Below are 19,445 nucleotides of genomic sequence, written 5' to 3'. Positions count from 1 at the left end.
CGGCTGAAGGCAGGTGTATGTTGCGAAGTCACGCCATTATCTCACCAACGCCGTGTCGAACTTCCATTCCCCTACGGCTGGGTGCGGACGGTGGACATGGCCGCCGGTTTCAGGTTAATGGCGGCCCATACTTTTCAAGGGTGGGGATTCATCATGCTGCGAAGCTGGCAACTGTTTGCGCTGGGCTCGGCATTCTTTGCCGCGCTGACGGCGGTCTTCGGCAAGCTCGGGGTGGCGCAGGTCAACTCGAACATGGCCACACTGATTCGTACGGTCATCATTTTCGCTGTCACGCTGGCGATCGTGGGCATGCGCGGGGAGTGGCAGCGTCCCGCTAGCCTGAGCGCCAACACGTGGCTGTTTCTCGTGTTGTCGGGGGTGGCGACGGGGCTGTCGTGGCTCTGCTACTTCCGCGCCCTGCAACTGGGCCCGGTATCGGGGGTGGCGCCGCTCGACAAGCTCAGCGTGGCGATGGCCATGCTCATCGGCTGGATTGCACTGGGCGAGCCGTTCTCGATGAAGGAGGCGCTCGGCGGTGCGTTGATTGTGGCTGGCGCGCTCGTGCTGGTGCTGTGAGCCTGCGGGAAGCGCGGCGAGCCGACATCGGTTGAATGCCGATTGTGCGTTTGCCTCCCGACACCTTCCCGGCACCTCCCGACACCTCCCGACACCTCCCGATACCTCCCGATACCTCCCGATACCTCTCGATGCCTGTCGGCATGTGGCGGGCGTTCAGCCCTGTGGGCGGTGCCTTACCACCGGAACACGCTGTAACCGATCCGCACCTGCGACGGCGAATGACGGTTGTAGTCGAGCATGTCTTCGCCGTAGCCAGTGAAGTAACCGAGCCAGATGTAGCCGCCGGTTCCCGGGATCAGCTTGCCGAGCGGGTAGGTGACTTGCACGTCCACGCTGCCGTAGTTGCGCTTCATGCCCTTGCGCAGGGTGGCACCGATCTGCCAGCCATTGGGTTTGCCCCAGAGCACGAGCAGGTCCATATAGCCACGGTAGTTCTGGATGTCCGGATTGTCCTTCTTCTCGAGATAGGCGTAGAGCTTTGGCGCGATCGTCCAGTGGTACTCCGAAGGGTTGCCGAATGTCAGGATCGGTTTGACGAAGACAGTGTTGATGCTGCGCGAATCGTCGCCTGCTTTGCCGTTGGATTCGTGTTCAATACCCGCGGCAATGCCCAGCGAGGAGAACCAGCCTGCCCGCACGCCGGTGTCCGGGATGTAGTAGAAGAGGCTCGGTCGGTAGTTCGAATCGCGGAAAGGCGCAGATTCAGCCTCGAGATCCCAGATGGACAACTGCGTGTAGCCGAAGTACAGATTGTCGAGGAAGGACTTCGATGCGGGGTTGTCCGGCTTGAGGATGTGGAACTTGAAGCTGAGCTGGAAACGTGCGTTGGCGTCGCCGTTCTTGCCGAACGCGATGTACATCGGCTCGTTGGACGAAATGCGTGCAAACTCGGCGTCGCTGGTCGGGGCAATGGCGTCGGGGCCGGCACTCGCGATGGCGTCCGATGCCGGGGCCGGGGTCGCCGCAGCCGCGCCCGATGCTGCGGCGCCCGGGGCGGCCCATTCGCCGGCAGCGGGCGCTGCGGCCACCATCGGTTCTGCCGGCGCGGCGCGGTCCAGCACGATGGTCGTCGTCGATGCATCCCAGTCGACGGGTTCGATGCGCACGGTACCGCGCAATTCCTTGGGCAACGCCGCCGCGTAGGGAACGCGCCGGAACTGTCCTTCGTCGAGCGTCACCTGAGCAGGCACGACGGCCGCGCGCTTGAGGTGCAGCAAGGTGGGTTTGAAGTCGTCGTTGGAAATGCGCACGACGATTTCATCGGGCAAGGCGATCGTCGTGCCGCCCGCTGTGTCTTGGGTGGCCAGCAGGGTCAGTTGCAACGGTGCGCCGCCCGTGAGTGCTCGTGGCGGCTGCAGAAGCGAGAGATCGGCATGTGCCGCGTTGCTCAGGGCCAGGCACAGGGCAACGGTGCCGAGTTGGAGGGCGCGCAGCGGCGATGGGGCGAATGTGGCGAGATTCGTCGTGAGCATCGGTCCGGTCTGGGTTTGCGACCCCGGGCCGGTGAGCCCGAAGTCAGTTACGATCCGCCCCGGGTGAGCACCCGGAGGTCGGATTCGCGGGCGCAGCGATCGCGTCCGCGAGATTTGGCAAGGTAAAGCGCCGCGTCGGCGCGCCGCAGCCACGCGTTACCGTCGTCACCCGCGTGCCATTGGGCAACACCGGCACTGATCGTGAACTGGAGTGTGCGGTCGTCGATGGTGATGCGCGCTGCACGAACCGCTTCGCGCAATCGCTCAGCAGCCTCGAAGGCGCGCGCCTCTGTGGCGCCACTCAGGATGATAGCGAATTCTTCGCCCCCCAAACGACCGCAGATGTCATCTTCGCGTAACGATTCGTGACAGAGGTGGACGAATGTCGCAAGTACGGTGTCGCCGAGCGCATGGCCCCAGGTGTCGTTGATCTGCTTGAAGTGATCCAGGTCCACGAGAATGACGCAGGCGGGCACGTCGGTCGCTTCGGCTTGCGTGACCTCGGCGTAAAGCCGCTTCAGAAAGTGGCCGCGAGACAGGGCGCCGGTCAGTGCGTCGTACTTGACCTCGTGTTCCAGCGCCGCGTTTTTGGCGAGCGTGTCCGTCAGCTGGATCTGGCCCCGGCGCAGATAGCGCACGAGGAGATAAAGCGCACCGGCCGAACTCAACAACAACGCAAACACGAGCACGGCATAACGGCGCCGTTCGATGAACAGGCTGCCAAGCGTCGGTGCCTCGCTCATGGTGTAGATGACGAGTTCGTCATCGGTCGATAGTTCGGCCTCCAGCAGATACGGCTGGTTGTCGGGCCGCACACGGACAAGGCGTGCACTGTGATCGGTTTTGTCCGCATCGTCGTCATGCAACAGAATATCGGGCGTGCCGGGCGACAGGTCGTAGCTCTCGATGGGGGCGACGGTAAAGTCTTCCTGCTGATACAGGTGCCGGCGCTCTTCGCGGGTCATCTGGAACACCTTGGCCCCCGGCACGGCAAGACCGGTGAAGGTCGGGTCGTTGGCCAGCACGATCACGCCGTTGGCGTCGGTGACGAACGACGCGCCGGTGTCGACCCAATGGGTCAACCGGCGAACGCCGAGCTTCACGACCATCACGCCGACGAGCACACCATCGCGGTACACGGGCGCGGTGAAGTAGATGCCGGGCAGGCCGGTCTTGCGGCCAATGACATACTGCTGCCCCGCACCACCGAGCAGTGCGGCATTGAAGTAGCCGCGGTCGCCGTAGTTGTCACCGATGAGCGGGTCACGCGTATAGGCATCGCTTGACGCAATCGTGACACCATCGGGCGTGCCGAGCCATACGAGATCTGCGCCGAAGTATTGCTGAGCGGCGCGCAGCAGCTCGTTTACCGGCTTGAGCTCTGGCTCGGCGAGTAGCAGTTCGCGCGCCTTCGCCGGAGGCATTCCTTTGAGTGGGTGGTCCGCGACGGTGGCCGCGGCATCCTGAACCTGCCCGATCTGGGCGAGCACCTGCGGGATGCCGCGAATGAGCATCAGGTCCTGATTGACGGTGTGAACGGTGCCGTGCGCCAGGCGCGTGGCGATGCTGCGCTCTTCGAAGAGCAGGCGCGCGGAACGGTTCGCCACGAGTTGATCGGCGGCGAAGCGGGCCAACCCCCAGGCGAAGAGCACGCCTGCGAGAATGGCCAGGCCGCCGACGATGGCGGAAACGGCGCGGTGACGGTTGAACTGAACGTGGACCAACGGCAAATGCGGGTGCAGACGCGTTTACAGGCGCCCGTGCCAGTCTCGGATGAATGTCTCGATGTGCCCGGGCGGAAGTGGACGCGTGCAATGATACCCCTGCCAGGCATGACAGCCCAGCGAGGCGAGGGCGTCGCGTTGCGCGCTGGTCTCCACACCTTCGGCGACGGTTTCGATCTCGAGCTTGCGGGCGATGGCGATGATGGCGCGAATCAGTTCCGTGTCGTAGCCGCCAAGGAGCACACCTGCCACGAACTGATAGTCGATCTTGACGGTGCCGAACGGCCAGCGCTTGAGGCGCACGAAGCTCGAATAGCCCGTGCCGAAATCGTCGAGCGACAAGCGCACGCCCATCGCCACGAGTTCGTTCATCAGCGTGGCCGCTTCGTCGAGGTGGGAAATCAGCGACGACTCCGTGATCTCGATCTCGAGCTTGTCGGGCGGCACGCGGTGATGCTTGAGCGCGTAGCGGACCGTTTCCAGTGTCTGCATGCGCATTTGCTGTGCAGACAGGTTCACGGCGACGCGAGGATACTCCTCGCCATCGGATTGCCATTGATCGAGCTGGCGGCAGGCTTCCTGCAAGGTCCAGTCGCCGATCGGACCGATCACGTCGCAACGCTCTGCCGCCGGGATGAACTCCCCGGGCATGATGAGTTCGTCGTCACGCTGCCAGCGGATCAGGGCTTCGAGCCCCGTCAGACGGCCGGTACGCATGTCGATCTGCGGCTGGTAATGCAGGCGGAATTCGGAGTCCGACAGCGCCCGTCCGATGGCGTTACGCCAATAGTGTTCGTTCCCGGCTTCGTCCGGCGGATTGAGGCCTTCGGTCGGGGCAGACGGGGCCTCGGTGACCAGAAAGCGCGATGCGCTCTCGCGAATGGCCTGATCGGCCACGTCCGACGTGTGCTCGAGAAGCGTCGCCGGCCACACCGGTACTTGCGGCAAGTGCGTGATCCCCGCGGACAGGAGCGGATAAAGCAGGCCGTTGCCGCAAGGCACCGGCGACTCGCCGGCGCGGATAAAGCGACGCGTCACCTGCACCGCCGCTTCGCGGCTGCCGAGATCGCGCAGCAGGATCGCGATCTGCTGATCGGACACACGACCGATGAGGTCGCGGCGGCGAATGCGCGAACCGATGCGAAACGCGATGGTCGCGAGCAAATCGGCGTCGGAGATGGCAGGTTGAGTGGTTGCCGTGCGCTGACCTCGGCCGACGTGCAGCACGACCAGCGCACTGTGGCTGTTCGGCGGGCTCGGGGTGCGCAGTTCAAGGCTAAGGGCGCGCAAAAGCCGCTGCCGATCCAACAGGAGATCGGCGAGCACGACTTGCCGGCGCAGCGCGTTCGTATCGTTCATCTCGGCAGTCGGGCATGCCATGCCCACTCGGTTGAACGTTCGTCATTGCCGCATATCAAGCGACGGGGCTCGAAAACCCCACGCGTCGAACCGGTCGTGCCGCCAGAAAACCCTTGAATCATGTTCAGTATAAGACGCGTAAGTGTGTCGGCCGTCGTGCGAGGAGCGGTTGCGTCTGAGTGCCGTCTCCCCCGCGCTTCGGCAGACCGCGCGCAAGGCGTGGCCCGACAAGAAGCTCGTGCCCGGTCGCGGAACCGGGTCCTGTGACCTTTAACGGCACCCATTCATGAAAATTGAGTTGGGGTTTCACCTATGGTTGCTACGGCTGGGTTGCGCCAGCCACTCTCGCCCGCGAAGCATGAAATCCCAGTACACCTTGGGCAGGACGTACTTCTTCAACACCCAGGCGAAACGGTTCGCCTGGGTGCCATCGATCGGGAACGTGGGCAGCAGTTTGCCGCCGTAACCGAACTCGGCGAGCACGATCTTGCCGTGTTCGACCGTGAGCGGGCAAGCCCCGTAACCGTCGTAATGCAGGGACAGCGGGCGACCATCCATGGCGGCGAGCAGGTTGTTGGCCACCACGACGGCTTGTTTGCGCGCAGCGGCCGCCGTCTTCGCATTGGGGGCCGAAATCGCATCGCCCAGACCAAAAACGTTCGCATAGCGTACGTGGCGCAAGGTGGCCGGATCGACTTCGCACCAACCGGCAGCATCGGCGAGCGGACTCGCACGCAGCACGTCCGGTGCGCTCTGCGGCGGCACGACGTGCAGCAGGTCGAACGGTTTGTCGACGAATTGCGACTGACCGTCGGCGTCGAAAATTTCGAAACGGGCCACGCGGCGCTCGCCGTCCACTGCGCGCAAATGCGAGAGGTGATTGAGCGAAATGCCGTAGCGCTTCACATACGCCATCAGTGCCGGAATGTATTCCTTGACACCGAACAACGCGGGAGCGACGAGATGAAACTCGATATGGGACTTGTCGAGCACGCCGTGCTGTCGCCAGGTATCCGCAGACAGGTACATCGCCTTTTGCGGCGCCCCGGCGCACTTGATCGGCATGGGCGGTTGGGTGAAAAGCGCGTTGCCACCCTTGAAGTCGCGCACCAGTGACCATGTGTATGGCGCGAGATCGAAGCGATAGTTGGATGTGACGCCGTTGCGGCCGAGCGTCTCCGTCAGACCGTCGATCGCTTCCCAGTTCAGTTGCAGGCCGGGCGCCACGATGAGGTATCGGTAACCGAGACGGCGACCGTCAGACAGCAGGACCTGCTGGTGTTCGGGCGCAAACGCGGTGACTGCGGCTTGCACCCAGTTCACGCCTTCGGGAATGACGCTCGACATCGGACGTGCCGTGCGTGCTGCGTCGAATTCACCGGCGCCCACGAGGGTCCAGGCCGGTTGATAGTAGTGCGTGTCGGCCGGGTCCACGATCGTGATCGAGAGCGAGGGGCGGCGACGACGCAAGCTGGCCGCCACGGAGACACCCGCAGCACCCGCGCCCATGATGACGATGTCGGCGCTGCTTTCCGTCGCGGGCGTAGGCGTAGCGGATACATCGCTGGACATAAGTTCTCCGACAAATGAGCAAGAAATTGGAACGGATTACGACATATCGATGCGTATCCGGCACGCCGCGCGACCCTGCCTCGTAAGTGTCGCGTTTCCCTGGTGCGGCGCGTGCGGGACATTGTATAGAAACTGCGCTGTTTTGCCCCTGTTTTCCGGGCAAATGCAATGAATCATCACAATCGCCGTGGCGTTGACGGCGAGTGCGACGGTGGTGCGACGAAAGGTGTGCGCGTATCGACAACGAAAGCGCGTGTCGTGTGAGCGCGCGTGGCGGGGAAGAGAGGCGACCGGTCCCGAGCGAACCGGCGGCAGATCAGAACCCGTATCGAACCTGGGCGTCGGTGCGGCGACGCCCACGATGCTCATGCATGCTGATGATCGTGCTCGTGCTCGTGCTCGTGCTCGTGCTCGTGCTCGCAGGCGACGTCGATCGGGTCGGTTTCGTTGTGGCAGGCGCATGCTTCACCATGAGCGCCTTGCATGAGCGCGCGCAAGATGCCGCAATCACTGGTTTCGTGACGACTTTGGCATTGCGCCTGAAGGTGTAGCAACTGTTGTTCGAGTGCTTGCAACTCGTGGATGCGTGCATGCACGCGTGCGAGATGGGCCTCGATCAACTGGTTCGCATCCTCGCAGGTCACGGTCGTATCGTGCGCCAGTTCACCCAGCCGCTTGGCGTCGGCAAGCGGCATGTCGAGGGAGCGGCAATGCCGGATGAAGCGCAGGGCTTCGAGATGGTCTTCGCCGTAGGCGCGGTAGCCGGCATCGGTCCGCGGCGGTGCTGACAGCAGGCCGGCGCGTTCGTAGTAGCGGATCGTTTCGACATCGGTGCCCGCCGCCCGGGCCAGTTCTCCGATTTTCATACTTGACTCCGTAGTCACTACAGGGTTTTGAATGGAGAGTAACACGAATCAGTAAATCAGGAGTTGACATGTCCAACCCATCGGATCCGGCCCGTTTGGCAAGCTCGGCGGGCCCGGCCGTGGTGGATCGCAAGACGCACGATCACGATCACGGGCAATCATCGGGTGAGCACGCGCACGACCATGCACATTCGCACAGTCACGACCACGCCGATGGCCATACGCACGGCCATTCTCACGATCACGCGCACGATCACGGTGGGTCATGCGGCTCGCATGCAAAAAGTGCCGATGTGGCGGTGTCCTGCTGCGCGTCGGGGGGCAATCTTGCAACGATGGAGCCTGTCCCGGACGCGAGCGCACCCCAGGCGCGCTTTCGTATCGACCAGATGGATTGCCCGACGGAAGAACGCCTGATTCGCGATCAGTTGGAGCATCGTCCGTTCGTCGACGCCCTCTATTTCAATCTGCTGAAGCGGGAACTGACCGTTGTCTTCGAAGGCACGCCCTCGGCGGCAGACGTTTCCCGGCATGGCGACGTTGTCGCCGACACGCTGCGCAAACTCGGTATGACGCCGGTCCCATTGTCAGGCGACGAGGGCGCCAATGCACCGCCGCCCGCCAGCCGCAAGGGTGAAGTGACGCGGCTGGTGGCCGGCGGCGCGCTCGCCGCGGCCAGCGAGGTCGCCGTGTGGTCCGGCGTGCCCGAACACAGCCTGTGGGTCGGCGCGATGGTCGTGGCGGCCATCCTGGCGTGCGGCCTGCCCACGCTCAAGAAGGGCTGGATCGCATTGCGTCACCTCACGCTCAACATCCACTTCCTCATGTCGCTGGCAGTGATCGGTGCCATGGTCATCGGCCAATGGCCCGAAGCGGCGATGGTGATCGTACTGTTTGCGCTTTCGGAAAAGCTCGAGGCCGCGTCGCTCACGCGTGCGCGCCGGGCCGTGGAAGCGTTGATGCGTCTGGCCCCCGATCAGGCGTCGGTGGAGCAGCCTGACGGCACGTGGGCCGATGTGCCTGCGGCGTCGCTGGCGGTTGGCGCGCGGGTGAGGGCGCGTCCCGGCGAGCGCATTGCCATCGACGGGGTGATCGAGCAGGGCAGTTCGGCACTCAATCAGGCGTCGATCACCGGTGAGAGCGTGCCCGTCGACAAGACTGTAGGCGACGAAGTCTACGCCGGCAGCATCAATGAAAGCGGGTTGATCGTGTACCGCACGAACGTCGCCCCCGGCGACACGACACTCGCACGCATCGTGCGCATTGTGGAGACCGCGCAGCAGCAGCGCTCGCCGACGCAGCGTTTCGTCGACAAGTTCTCGCGTATTTACACGCCGGTGGTGGTGCTCTGCGCGTTGCTCGTTGCCATCGTGCCGCCGCTGGCGTTCGGGCTGGCGTGGTCACCGTGGATCTACAAGGCGCTGGTCATGCTCGTCATTGCCTGTCCGTGTGCGCTCGTCATTTCGACGCCCGTGACCGTCGTCAGTGGACTGACAGCGGCAGCGCGCGCGGGCATCTTGATCAAGGGCGGCGCGTTCCTGGAGAGCGGACGTCTGATTCGCGCGGTGGCGCTCGACAAGACGGGCACACTCACGCGCGGCGAGCCGCGCCTGACCGACGTGGTGCCGTTGGGCGAAACGACGCATGACGCCGCCCTCACACTGGCCGCTGCGCTCGACGCGCAAACCACGCACCCGATCGCGCGTGCAGTCGTCGATGGGCATGCGCAAGCCGGACTCGGCCCCCTGCCTGACGTGACCGACTTCGAAGCGCTGCCCGGCATGGGGGTGAAGGGCCGCATCGGGCAGACCCTGTACTACCTGGGCAACCATCGTCTCATCGAGTCGCTCGGTGTATGCAATGCGAATGTGGAAGCGGCGTTGGATCGTCTGGAATCGCAGGCCCGCACGGCGATTGTGCTGGCCAGCGAAACGCAGGCGCTGGCAGTGCTGGCAGTCGCCGATACGTTGCGCGAGGAGAGTCGCGAGGCCATCTCGCGGTTGGCGCAAATGGGGGTGCGCACGATCATGCTGACCGGCGACAACCGCGCGACCGCACAGGTCATCGGCCAGCAGGCCGGGGTGACCGATGTGCGTGCCGAGATGTTGCCGGAGGACAAATGGCAAGCCGTGTCGTCGCTGCGAGAGACGTTCGGGCACGTGGGCATGGTGGGTGACGGCATCAACGATGCGCCCGCGCTGGCCGCAGCCGACGTCGGTTTTGCGATGGGGGTGACAGGCACCGACAGCGCGCTGGAGACGGCGGACGTCACGCTGATGGACGACGATCTTCGCAAACTGCCGGCATTCCTGATGCTCTCCCGACGTTCGGCAACGGTACTCAAGCAGAACATCGCCGTAGCGCTCGCGATCAAGGCGGTGTTTTTCGCGCTGGCGGTGGTGGGGCTGGCATCGCTGTGGATGGCGGTCTTTGCCGATGTCGGTGCGAGTCTGCTGGTGATCGCCAATGGCATGCGCCTGCTGCGAATCAAGGTGGCGTGACAACAAGACGGGATTCGCCGCGCCAGCACTGTCGCGGCCTTTCGGCAGCGCTGGTTACACCTTGCGCATGCCTCGCTCGAGGGCGTGGGCGTCGGGCAGATGGCACAACACGTGCGCTGCCCGGCTGGTCGCGTTGACGATGACGGTGTCGAGACGACAGCTCAACACGTCGCGTTGCGCGTCGCTGAGCGGCATGTTCTCCAGCATTCGCTGGGCCACGACAGCATCGTGCAACTGCCCCAGCAGATCCTGCGCCGCGTGAAGCGTGTTCTGGTAGGGCGTGCGCACGGCTTTGCGCATCCACGGCAACAACGCCTCGGCGCTATAACGCGCGCGCTTGATGGTGACGCGCAACGCGTGCAACTGATCGGTGTCGAGCATTGCCAACTGCCTCGCTTCCGGAAATAACCCGATATATCGCGCGCGCATCACGTTATGCGCGTGCCTCGCTACTGCACGTGGTCGCTTTCCCGGTGTGCGCGACGGACGACGCAGCGCTTTGGCGGCGCGCGGGTCGGCCTGGCCGTCATGTCCAATACCAAACGCTTCCAGCAGCCGCGCATGCAGCGCGCGCTGACGCTCGCTGCACAACGCCTCGGCCGCTTGCGCCCGGGCGTCGCCACGCAGCTTTTCCGTGTAGGCATCGACGGCAGGCCAATCCATGTCGGGATGTTCGATGCGCAGCGCGGGAAGCGTCGTCGTCGCGAGCACGTCGGCGTCGCGCGTCGGCCCCATCGAGCGCGCGATCCAGCGCAGTTCTTCCGTTAACGCTCTGCGCCAGCGCGGCTTGATCCATGGAGAAAACACGTCGATCAGTGCGCGCAGGCGGCGTGTTGCGACGCGCAGTTGGTGGATGGCTTCCGGATCGATGGCGCCGGCATGGGCGGTAGCGTCTTCGCCCGCGGGTAGTACGGGCCACTGGGCCAGCGGCAGCGCGGCAAGGGTGACAAGCAGGCGCGACGCCGACATCTGCCGCATGCGCTTCGCGCGGGGCGGCGCAATCGGCTGCGCGTCGGTGGGTCCGACGGCAGAGGAGGCTTCGTTGGAGACGGCGATTGCCGTGGTCGACGCGCGTGTCATGTCACGCAACATAGCATAGATGCTTTCGAAAAAGTGCTAAGGAATCAAGGGTGTGACGCGATGACGCGTCGGGCGAAGCGACAGTGTTTCGCGGCGATGTATCGGGTGCCGAAACACAAGTGACGCAGCTGGGGAGGACTGTGGAGCAGGCGGAAGGATGTCAGCAATCGCCGGGGATCGGCGCAGACGGCAGGGGCACTCAGGCGGTCAGCCTGGGGAGGGACCTCGTCGCGGGCGCCCGGTCTCCGACGATCGGCGCGCAGGTCACCCGCGAGGCGCGCAGCGTCACATCAGTCGTGGACCTCGCAAGAGGATGATGTAACGCCCATCCATTGCTGCACGCCGAGAGCGGTCATACGAGCAAAAAGATAGGCCGGCACGGAGGCCGGCCTGCGCGCAACTGGCTTTACTTCTTGTTCACGGCGTCCTTGAACGCCTTGCCAGCCGTGAACTTCACGGTCTTGGCTGCCGGGATCTTGATCGCTTCGCCGGTCTTCGGGTTGCGGCCGGTACGCGCAGCGCGCTTGCCCGAACCGAACGAGCCGAAGCCGATCAACTGAACCGAGTCACCCTTGGCGACGGCCTTCTTGACGGTCTCGAGCAGAGCGTCGATGGTTTCGCCGGTTTGAGCCTTGCTAGCACCCGTTGCGCCGGCGACGGCGTCGATCAGTTCCTGTTTGTTCATGTGTGTTTCCCTTGAGAGGTGGTGAATACCGGCGACAACTCTAACACTTTCGCCATTTGGCGAGTGTCGGTGTTGTATCCGCGCCATAAGGCACGCGGCATACGCCAGAAAGTCGCCTTCACGGCACATTGCACGAACGCGATCCGGAGATCTGCCCGGCATGTGTCGAGAGGGCGCCGGCACTGGCCGGGCAGCCGCATTATAGAACCATCGGCGGGCTGTGGGCCAGTCCCCGCAACGGTTTGCGGCGATTTTGTTGTGCAATGCCGCGTACTTTCTTGTTCATGACGGCAAAACCCCGGTAACTGCGGGCATCTCCGGTCATGCCCCCGCGCAATCCCTTGCTGGGCGGGCTTTGGGGGTTTCCCTAGCCCCTCGGGGCTTGCGCAGCAGGGCGACTTTTGGTTGGTCCGATGCAACGCTTCGCGCGGATCTTTCGAAATTCACTGCTGTGTCATCTGCGAAGGCTAGCGTGTCGCCGCCCGATCGATGGCGCGTCATCGTGGGCGCCCTACACTCGAATCGTCGCGCCATCGCCACCAAGGAATCACGCACATGCTGCTTTGCCAGATTACGGATCTCCACGTCACACGGCCCGGTGCGCTTGCCTGCGGGCGCGTCGACACCGCGCAGGCGCTGCGTCGCGCCATCGCCGTCATCAATGCATGGACACCCCGACCCGACGCCGTCATCGCCACCGGTGACCTGATCGATACACCGCATCCGTCGGAATACGAAGTACTTCGCGAGTGCCTCGCGGAGCTCACGATTCCGCTCTATCTCGTCGTTGGCAACCACGACCATCGCGAGGGCCTGCGCACCGCATTTCCGTCGCACACCTATCTGCACTCCGGTAACGAATTCTTACAATATCGTGTCGATTTCGGTCCGCTGACCGTACTTGCGCTCGACACGCAGGACCCGCCGGGGGCATCGGGTCACTTGTGCGAGTCGCGCCTGACCTGGCTCGACGAACAGCTTCAGGCCTGCGCCGGGCGTCCCACGATCATTGCCATGCACCACCCGCCGTTCGAGACCGGCATCGAGTTCATGGACGGCTACGGTCTGTCGACGGCCGGCCGCGAAGGGTTCGCGCGTGTGACGTCGCGTCATGCGCACATCGAGCGCGTGATTTGCGGCCACCTGCACCGCAGCATTCAGGCGAGCGTGCCGGGCGCCCCGGCAGTCATGGCCAGCACCTGCGTCTCCACGGCGCACCAGATCACGCTCGGCCTGGCGCCGGGCGCGCCGGAAACGATCTCGCTGGAGCCGCCGGGTTTCGCCATGCACTTCTGGCAGGCGGGCGCCGGGGTGCGCACGCACCTGGCTTATGTCGGGCCGTACGACGGTCCGTATACATTCGACGGTCAGTCGGTCTCCTGACGATTCATACACCTTGGCGGGGCGAAAAAATGGGGACGATAGTGGGACTCAGCGTGTGTAAAGTGCATTCCCATCAAACATAAGAGATCAGTTCGGATTAGCAGTCACAGGCCGTCCCGAGCGCAGGTAGATGACGGGACGGGAGCGACGGGTCTTCCACGAGGACTGTCGATCCGCTGCCTAAGCGCCCGGCGCAGCTCGCCGGGCAGGGCACCTTCCGAAAACGGGGAATCATGCAAACCGCCATCGCGCAGAACTTGCGCGAACGCCCGCGTTTCCTGCCGGGCTTGTCGATGGCTTGCGACGACACGGTGCCAAGGGGTTGGCACGCGCTCTCCCGGCTGACACTCATCTTCGCGAAGGCCACGTGAGCACCGCAATGCCCAACGACGCCGAACAGGCTCGCGACGCGCCGACGTCCACGCGCGTTCGTCGCTCGCAGCCCCTGGGCAACCTCGGGCGCTGGGGGCGGTGGATCGCCCCCGCGATTGCGCGTCCGTTCGCCATCCTGGAAGTCCTCGTCGGAACCGCGCTTGCCGTGGTCGTCGCCTGGCGCCTGCACCCCGAGGATCCCTTGCTCCTCGCGGCACACTTCCCGTGGCTCTGGATGGTCGTGCTCGTGGCGGCGTTGCGCTACGGCTCGCTGGCCGGCGCGACAAGCGGCGGTGTGCTTGCCGCGGCCTGGTACGTCCTGTACGGCGCGGCCGGCAGTCCTTTTCCCATGGTGCATTTCGCGGGCGGTCTGACGCTCGCCCTGGTGGCGGGGCACTTCTGCGACATCTGGTCCCACCGCGCGCATCGCGCGCAGGGCATCAACGCGTACTACAGCGACCGCCTGGTCGCGATCACACATAACCACTACCTGTTGCGTGTCTCGCACGAACGGCTCGAACGCGATTTGCTGGCGCGCCCGGTGACGTTGCGCGATGCGCTGACGCGTCTGCGCGATCTCACCGTACGCCGTGCTGCCGACGTTTACGGCCATGCCGGTGGCTTGCCGAACGCGCAGCCGATGCTTGAATTCGCGGCACTGACCTGCCAGATCGAAGTGGCGTCGCTGTTTCCGGTGCGTGCGCAACGGTTGGTCACGACCCCGATCGCACGGGTGGGCGAGGGGTTCGAGCCGGACGCCAACGATCCGCTCGTGCAGCATTGCCTGCGAGAGGGGACCCTCGCCCATGTGCGCGCCGACGATGCCGCGAGCGACACGAGCCCGTATCTGGCCTGCGCGCCGTTGCTCGATGGCGACGGCGCACTGGTCAGCGTGCTGATCGTGCGTCGCATGCCGTTTCTGGCGCTCAATCACGACAATCTTCAACTGCTGCTGGTCCTGCTCGCGTACTACGCCGATGGTGTGGCCCATCAGCCGCTGGTGGCGACGGTGCGCGAGTCGGTGCCGCACGTGCCGTATGACTTCGCGCTCGAATTGGGGCGGCTGGCGCGGCTCAAGCGCGCGAGCGGTATCGAGTCGTCGCTTGTCGCGCTTGCCTTCCCGCGCGGTGCACGGGGTGACTCGTTGTTCGAACAGACGGTGCGCCAGCGTCGCGCGCTCGATGCGCTATGGACGATCGGCACGCCGCGCAGGCAGATCGCCATCGCCTTGATGCCGATCACGGACGAGCATGGCATCGACGGCTACCTGATGCGCGTCGAGACACTGTTGCGCCAACAGTACGACGTCGACTTCCAGAGCGGGCACATCGCGATCCACACGGCGCATGTCGACGCCGATGCGCCCGGTGAGGGGCTGCGCAAGCTGGTGCAGGGGTGCGTCGATCATGGTTGACGCCGCGTCGCCGGACGCACGCTCGGTGCCGGACCCGAAGGGCCGGCGACAGCGCCGTCGCGACGTGATGCGTGGCGTGCGCGTGCTGCGCGCAATGGTCACACTGGGGCTGCTGGCGTTTGCCGTGGCGACGCAATGGCAGGTCATGCAGATCGTGCTCCGGACGACGTTGTCGAGCGCCGAGCCGACATCTTCCGCCATGGTGACGGCGCTGGCCTGGCAGGCTGCCTCGGCGCTGTTTGCCAGTGCGTTTGTCGCGCGTGTGCTGAGTGCGAGCTACCGTGAGCGTCGGGGCGTGTTCTGGCATGTCGCGCTGATCGCCTTCTTCTTGCCGGCGGCCGGACTGACCGTCGTGTTGGGGCTGCTGCTGATCGGCTACGTGTTCCCGCCACCACGGGAGGCGCTCGCTGCGGAGCGTGTTGCGGCGCCCGGGTTCGTTGCGCATCTGGTGGCGAAGGTGCGACACGGGGCAGGGATGCGATTGCGGGCGCGGCTGCGCAATGTGCATGGCGAGCGCGACGACCGCGTGGCGGCGCTGATTTCGGTGCAGGCCTTGCCGTCCCGGGTCACGAGCGAGATTGCGCGCGACCTGTTGGCCGATCCCGTGGAGGAGGTGCGCCTGCTGGCCTACGGCATTCTCGACGGTATGGAGAAGCGCATCATGCAGCAGATCTTCGCGATGCGTGATCGCCGCGAGGCGGCACAGGACGACGACGAGCGAGCCTTCGCCAGTCGCAGGCTCGCCCAACTCTATTGGGAGCTGATCTATCAGAATCTGGTGCGCGGCGAAGTCTTGCGCTATACGCTGGAGCGCGTGGAGCAATTCGCGCGCGACACGCTGGAGCAGTACGAGGACGACGCCTCGATGTGGTATCTGCTCGGCCGCTGTGCGTTGATGCGCGAGTCGCCGGACGTTGCCGAGATGTACCTGCGCCACGCACAGTTCCACAGTTTTCCGACCGAACGCCTGTTGCCGTGGCTGGCCGAGGCGGCGTTTCAGCAGCGGCGCTTCGACCGCGTTGCGCAGTTGCTGGAAGGCCTGGGTGCGAGCGGCAAGAGCGGACCGCAAGCCATGCCGACGACATCGCCGGCGGTGCAGCCCGCCGTGCGCTTCTGGGCTCGCTAGCGAATGTCGACGCACATTCCCGGCAATGCGCCCGCGTCAACTTCAGGGTCGCCGTCGCCGTCATTGACGGACGGGCGCGCCACGACGCGTGGTGTCGACGTCGCCCTGTTGCTCGAAGGCACGTTCCCGTACGTGCGAGGCGGCGTGTCATCCTGGGTTGATCAAGTCATTCGGGCGTTCCCGGACCTGGCGTTTTCGGTGGTGTTCATCGGTAGCCGGCGCGACGACTACGGCGAAGCGGTCTACGCGATGCCCGCGAATGTTGTCCACTTCGAAGCCCACTATCTTTACGAGTCGACGGCGCACGCCGGTGGCGACGCTCCCGAAGCAGCGAGAACGCGTACGCGGCCTGGTCCCGACGACGACGCTGCGTTCGCGCAGGTTCACCGGCTGCACGATCGGTTTCGGCAACGCCACGAAGGGCGCAACGACGCGGCGTCCGACATCGGCGTCGAGGATTTGCGCGCGATGCTCGCCGCCATCCTGCCGATGCTGCGTGACGGCAGGGCCCTGGCGCAGCCCGAATTCCTGCATGGCGAGCGTGCCTGGCGTTTCATCACCGACCGGTACGAACGGTTCTGCCACGATCCTTCGTTTACCGATTACTTCTGGTCGATCCGCGCCATGCACAAGCCGATCTGGCAACTGGCGCGCATCGCGTCGTTGCTGCCGCCGGCGCGCATGTATCACACCGTGTCGACGGGGTATGCCGGCTTGCTCGGGGCGATGCTGCGCACGGCCACGGGGCGCCCGTTGCTCGTCACGGAACACGGCAGCTATACGAAGGAGCGCAAGCTCGATCTTCTGCAAAGCGAGTGGCTGCGCGACAATCGCGGGCCGTTCGAGCGGGACATCTCGCGCGTGGGCTACTTCCAGAATCTCTGGATGCGCTTCTTCGAGGCGATCGGGCGCATCTGTTACGACTCGGCCGACGAGATCGTGTCGCTCTACGAGGGCAACCGGCAACGTCAGGTCAGCGACGGGGCACCCGCGCACAAGACGCGGTGTATCGCCAACGGTGTGGACATCGCACGTTTCGGCGCCTTGCGCGTGCCGCGTCGCGAAACCGATGCGCAGACGGAACTGGCGGAGATCGCGCCCGTCGTGGCGCTGATCGGTCGCGTGGTGCCGGTCAAGGACATCAAGACGTTCCTGCGCGCGATCTTCATCGCCTACCGCGCACGGCCGGACGTGCAGGGCTGGATCGTCGGGCCGGACACGGAAGACCCCGCCTATGCGCAGGAGTGTCGCGATCTCGCTGCCAGTCTCGGCATGGAGTATCAGGTGCGGTTCATGGGGTATCAGGCGGTCGAGACCGTGTTGCCGAAAATCGGTGTGCTGGTGCTGTCGTCCGTCTCGGAAGCGCTGCCGCTGGTCATGCTCGAGGCGGCGGCGGCCGGTGTGCCGGTGGTGGCGACAGACGTCGGTGCGTGCCGCCAGCTCGTGGAGGGCCGAGGCGTGGCCGATCGCGCCCTGGGACGCGCCGGGCGCATCGTGCCCATGGCCGATCCCGAAGCGCTGGCCGCCGCCGTTGTCGAAGTGCTGGAGCCCGCGGAGTGGCATGCCTCGAGCCGGACGGGCATTGCGCGGGTCGAGCGTCACTATCGGCTGGACACCATGCGAGATGAATACCGGGCGCTCTATGAGCGATGGATGGGCAATGCACACACGATGGACGCACGAGGTGAGGGCGAGGTGAGCGCGATCGAACGGGGTGAAGCGTGGCCAGTGCGGACACCGGGCACGGGGGGCCGTGACTGATGGCGGGTATCGGATTTGAGCTGCGGCGGTTGCTGCGTAGCGACACGCTATCGGGCACGTTCGCCGCGTACAGCTACGCAGGCATCATCAGCGCGGGGCCGCTGGTGTTGTCGATGGTCGGCGTGGTGCTGGTCGGATTAATGAGCGTGGCGCATGTGCATCCGCGCGAAGTTCTCACGCAGTTTCAGGTGTCGGTCACGTATCTGATTGCCGCTAGCGCGATCGCGACCGGGTTGATCCAACTGGCGTTCACGCGATACCTCAGCGACCGTCTGTTCGCGGGGGAGCCGCAAGCGGTGATGCCGTCGTTCAATGCGGTGTCGCTGGTCACCACCGTGGTGCTCGGCACGATCGGCCTCGTGCTGTCACAGACGTGTTTCGCGGGTCTGCCGCTCACGTATCGCTGGCTGATGTGGATCGGCTTCGTGCTGCTCGGCAATCTGTGGATCGTGGTGCTGTTCCTGACGAGCGTGAAACAGTATCGGGCGATCCTCGGCGTGTTCTGCGCGGGGTACAGCCTTAGCGTGGTGGGCGCCGTGCTGTTGGGTCGCTTCGGCCTGTCGGGCTTGCTTGCGGGCTTCGTCATCGGTCACACCTGTTTGCTGCTCGGGCTGACGGCGATCGTCGTGCGGCATTACCGGACATCCACGTGGCTGTCATGGGCGGTGTTCGTGCCGCGCAATCTGCGTCTTTCGCTGATTGGCGTAGGGGTCTGCTTCGCGCTCGGCGTCTGGATCGACAAACTGATGTTCTGGGCGTCGCCCGCCACAGGCATCGCAGTGATCGGGCCGTTGCGGGCGGCGCCGCTCTACGACCTGCCGGTCTTCCTCTCGTATCTCTGCCTGATTCCGGGTATGGCGGTGTTTCTGCTGCGTATCGAGACGGACTTCGCGCAGGCGTACACGGCGTTCTTCGATGCGGTGCGCCACGGCGGCACGTTACGCCAGATCTCGTCGGCGCGCGTCATGATGGTGCGTGCGGTGCGCACAGGCCTGTACGAGATTCTCAAGGTGCAGGCGGTCGTCACATTGCTCGTCTTTGCCTTTGGCGACGACATGTTGAGAATCGTTGGCGTGCCCGACGCCTGGCAGCCGCTGTTGCGCATCGACGTCGTTTCGGCAGGCCTGCAGGTCCTGTTGCTGGGGGTGCTGAACGTATTGTTCTACCTCGACCGGCGGCGCGACGTGCTGATGCTGACGGCGCTGCTCGTGGCACTGAACGCAGGACTCACGTGGGCGAGCCTGCAATACGGGCCGTCAGCCTACGGATTCGGCTTTGCGGCGGCGTTGCTGTGCGTGCTGGTGCTGGGCGCGCTCCGGTTGCGTCGACGGCTTGCCGCGCTCGAATACGACACGTATATGGGGCAGGGGACATGAACCGGCCGAGTGCCCGAGGACGCGCCGCAGGCGTTGGCCCGAAGTTGATGGATGTCGCCGTGCAGGATCGCGATATCGCGCGGCGCACTCAATAACTCGTCTGCAGTGCGTGCGCAGTGCTCGAAGATTCGGCCGTGCCCGACCGATCCGGCGCAGGGTGCCTCCGGCATGCAGG

At 64.8% G+C, this 19,445-nt stretch carries 14 protein-coding genes and 1 pseudogene; 8 read left to right on the top strand and 7 right to left on the bottom strand.

Annotation, left to right across the window (positions count from 1 at the left end):
- Window positions 1-153 precede the first annotated feature (153 nt).
- Window positions 154-576, top strand: a complete 423-nt coding sequence (locus tag ABWO90_RS09320) for an EamA family transporter (protein ID WP_353190929.1) — start codon at window positions 154-156, stop codon at window positions 574-576.
- A gap of 176 nt (window positions 577-752) precedes the next feature.
- On the opposite strand, the gene ABWO90_RS09315 is transcribed toward ABWO90_RS09320, so the two are convergent.
- From ABWO90_RS09315 to ABWO90_RS09295, 5 genes and pseudogenes are all read right to left on the bottom strand, one after another.
- Window positions 753-2,051, bottom strand: coding sequence for a phospholipase A (locus tag ABWO90_RS09315; protein ID WP_353190928.1), 1,299 nt, complete (start codon window positions 2,049-2,051; stop codon window positions 753-755).
- Between the two features lie 47 nt (window positions 2,052-2,098).
- Window positions 2,099-3,775: a sensor domain-containing diguanylate cyclase gene (locus ABWO90_RS09310; protein ID WP_353190927.1), complete on the bottom strand. Its 1,677-nt coding sequence runs from the start codon at window positions 3,773-3,775 to the stop codon at window positions 2,099-2,101.
- A 24-nt stretch (window positions 3,776-3,799) separates the two neighbouring features.
- Complete coding sequence (locus ABWO90_RS09305) at window positions 3,800-5,155, bottom strand: putative bifunctional diguanylate cyclase/phosphodiesterase (protein WP_353190926.1); 1,356 nt, start codon at window positions 5,153-5,155, stop codon at window positions 3,800-3,802.
- Window positions 5,156-5,440: 285 nt separating this feature from the next.
- Window positions 5,441-6,718: pseudogene (locus tag ABWO90_RS09300) on the bottom strand (NAD(P)/FAD-dependent oxidoreductase); the annotation flags it as partial.
- Between the two features lie 353 nt (window positions 6,719-7,071).
- On the bottom strand, window positions 7,072-7,572 hold the full coding sequence (locus tag ABWO90_RS09295) for a Cd(II)/Pb(II)-responsive transcriptional regulator (RefSeq protein WP_353190925.1): 501 nt from the start codon (window positions 7,570-7,572) through the stop codon (window positions 7,072-7,074).
- 68 nt (window positions 7,573-7,640) lie between these two features.
- Here ABWO90_RS09295 and ABWO90_RS09290 point away from each other — a divergent pair, with 68 nt between their 5' ends.
- The gene (locus ABWO90_RS09290; protein ID WP_353190924.1) at window positions 7,641-10,073 is read left to right on the top strand and encodes a heavy metal translocating P-type ATPase; all 2,433 of its coding nucleotides are present in this window, start codon (window positions 7,641-7,643) and stop codon (window positions 10,071-10,073) included.
- Window positions 10,074-10,127: 54 nt separating this feature from the next.
- Here the strand turns inward: ABWO90_RS09290 and ABWO90_RS09285 are convergent, their stop codons facing one another.
- Window positions 10,128-11,165 (bottom strand): CHAD domain-containing protein, encoded by a 1,038-nt coding sequence (locus ABWO90_RS09285; protein WP_353190923.1) that lies wholly within the window; start codon window positions 11,163-11,165, stop codon window positions 10,128-10,130.
- A gap of 394 nt (window positions 11,166-11,559) precedes the next feature.
- The gene (locus ABWO90_RS09280; RefSeq protein WP_502922578.1) at window positions 11,560-11,838 is read right to left on the bottom strand and encodes an HU family DNA-binding protein; all 279 of its coding nucleotides are present in this window, start codon (window positions 11,836-11,838) and stop codon (window positions 11,560-11,562) included.
- A gap of 555 nt (window positions 11,839-12,393) precedes the next feature.
- On the opposite strand from ABWO90_RS09280, the gene ABWO90_RS09275 reads away from it, so the two are divergent.
- The 6 genes from ABWO90_RS09275 to pelG all read left to right on the top strand — a co-directional run bounded on the left by ABWO90_RS09275 (window position 12,394) and on the right by pelG (window position 19,270).
- Window positions 12,394-13,221: a phosphodiesterase gene (locus ABWO90_RS09275; RefSeq protein ID WP_353190921.1), complete on the top strand. Its 828-nt coding sequence runs from the start codon at window positions 12,394-12,396 to the stop codon at window positions 13,219-13,221.
- Window positions 13,222-13,454: 233 nt separating this feature from the next.
- Window positions 13,455-13,592 (top strand): hypothetical protein, encoded by a 138-nt coding sequence (locus ABWO90_RS09270; RefSeq protein ID WP_353190920.1) that lies wholly within the window; start codon window positions 13,455-13,457, stop codon window positions 13,590-13,592.
- 8 nt (window positions 13,593-13,600) lie between these two features.
- Window positions 13,601-15,007: a PelD GGDEF domain-containing protein gene (locus ABWO90_RS09265; protein ID WP_353190919.1), complete on the top strand. Its 1,407-nt coding sequence runs from the start codon at window positions 13,601-13,603 to the stop codon at window positions 15,005-15,007.
- Entirely contained in the window at window positions 15,000-16,133 is a 1,134-nt protein-coding gene (locus ABWO90_RS09260; protein ID WP_353190918.1) for a lipopolysaccharide N-acetylglucosaminyl transferase, read from the top strand. The genes ABWO90_RS09265 and ABWO90_RS09260 overlap by 8 nt, the downstream gene beginning before the upstream one ends.
- A 3-nt stretch (window positions 16,134-16,136) precedes the next feature.
- Complete coding sequence (gene pelF, locus ABWO90_RS09255) at window positions 16,137-17,894, top strand: GT4 family glycosyltransferase PelF (RefSeq protein ID WP_353190917.1); 1,758 nt, start codon at window positions 16,137-16,139, stop codon at window positions 17,892-17,894.
- Window positions 17,894-19,270 carry an exopolysaccharide Pel transporter PelG gene (gene pelG / locus ABWO90_RS09250; RefSeq protein WP_353190916.1) on the top strand — a complete coding sequence of 459 codons (1,377 nt, stop codon included), beginning with the start codon at window positions 17,894-17,896 and terminating at the stop codon, window positions 19,268-19,270. The genes pelF and pelG overlap by 1 nt, the downstream gene beginning before the upstream one ends.
- Window positions 19,271-19,445: the final 175 nt, after the last annotated feature.

Source organism: Pandoraea pnomenusa (assembly GCF_040391475.1).
Lineage (GTDB): Bacteria > Pseudomonadota > Gammaproteobacteria > Burkholderiales > Burkholderiaceae > Pandoraea > Pandoraea pnomenusa_C.
This window is presented reverse-complemented; position numbering and strand designations above follow the sequence as displayed.

What these genes read in the sequence shown, in the direction of transcription:
- ABWO90_RS09280 (WP_502922578.1), bottom strand. Translation starts at nt 11,838, where the DNA reads ATGAACAAACAGGAACTGATCGACGCCGTCGCCGGCGCAACGGGTGCT.
- ABWO90_RS09260 (WP_353190918.1), top strand. Translation starts at nt 15,000, where the DNA reads ATGGTTGACGCCGCGTCGCCGGACGCACGCTCGGTGCCGGACCCGAAG.
- ABWO90_RS09275 (WP_353190921.1), top strand. Translation starts at nt 12,394, where the DNA reads ATGCTGCTTTGCCAGATTACGGATCTCCACGTCACACGGCCCGGTGCG.
- ABWO90_RS09315 (WP_353190928.1), bottom strand. Translation starts at nt 2,051, where the DNA reads ATGCTCACGACGAATCTCGCCACATTCGCCCCATCGCCGCTGCGCGCC.
- ABWO90_RS09285 (WP_353190923.1), bottom strand. Translation starts at nt 11,165, where the DNA reads ATGTTGCGTGACATGACACGCGCGTCGACCACGGCAATCGCCGTCTCC.
- pelG (WP_353190916.1), top strand. Translation starts at nt 17,894, where the DNA reads ATGGCGGGTATCGGATTTGAGCTGCGGCGGTTGCTGCGTAGCGACACG.
- ABWO90_RS09265 (WP_353190919.1), top strand. Translation starts at nt 13,601, where the DNA reads ATGCCCAACGACGCCGAACAGGCTCGCGACGCGCCGACGTCCACGCGC.
- ABWO90_RS09290 (WP_353190924.1), top strand. Translation starts at nt 7,641, where the DNA reads ATGTCCAACCCATCGGATCCGGCCCGTTTGGCAAGCTCGGCGGGCCCG.
- ABWO90_RS09270 (WP_353190920.1), top strand. Translation starts at nt 13,455, where the DNA reads ATGCAAACCGCCATCGCGCAGAACTTGCGCGAACGCCCGCGTTTCCTG.
- ABWO90_RS09305 (WP_353190926.1), bottom strand. Translation starts at nt 5,155, where the DNA reads ATGGCATGCCCGACTGCCGAGATGAACGATACGAACGCGCTGCGCCGG.
- ABWO90_RS09320 (WP_353190929.1), top strand. Translation starts at nt 154, where the DNA reads ATGCTGCGAAGCTGGCAACTGTTTGCGCTGGGCTCGGCATTCTTTGCC.
- ABWO90_RS09295 (WP_353190925.1), bottom strand. Translation starts at nt 7,572, where the DNA reads ATGAAAATCGGAGAACTGGCCCGGGCGGCGGGCACCGATGTCGAAACG.
- pelF (WP_353190917.1), top strand. Translation starts at nt 16,137, where the DNA reads ATGTCGACGCACATTCCCGGCAATGCGCCCGCGTCAACTTCAGGGTCG.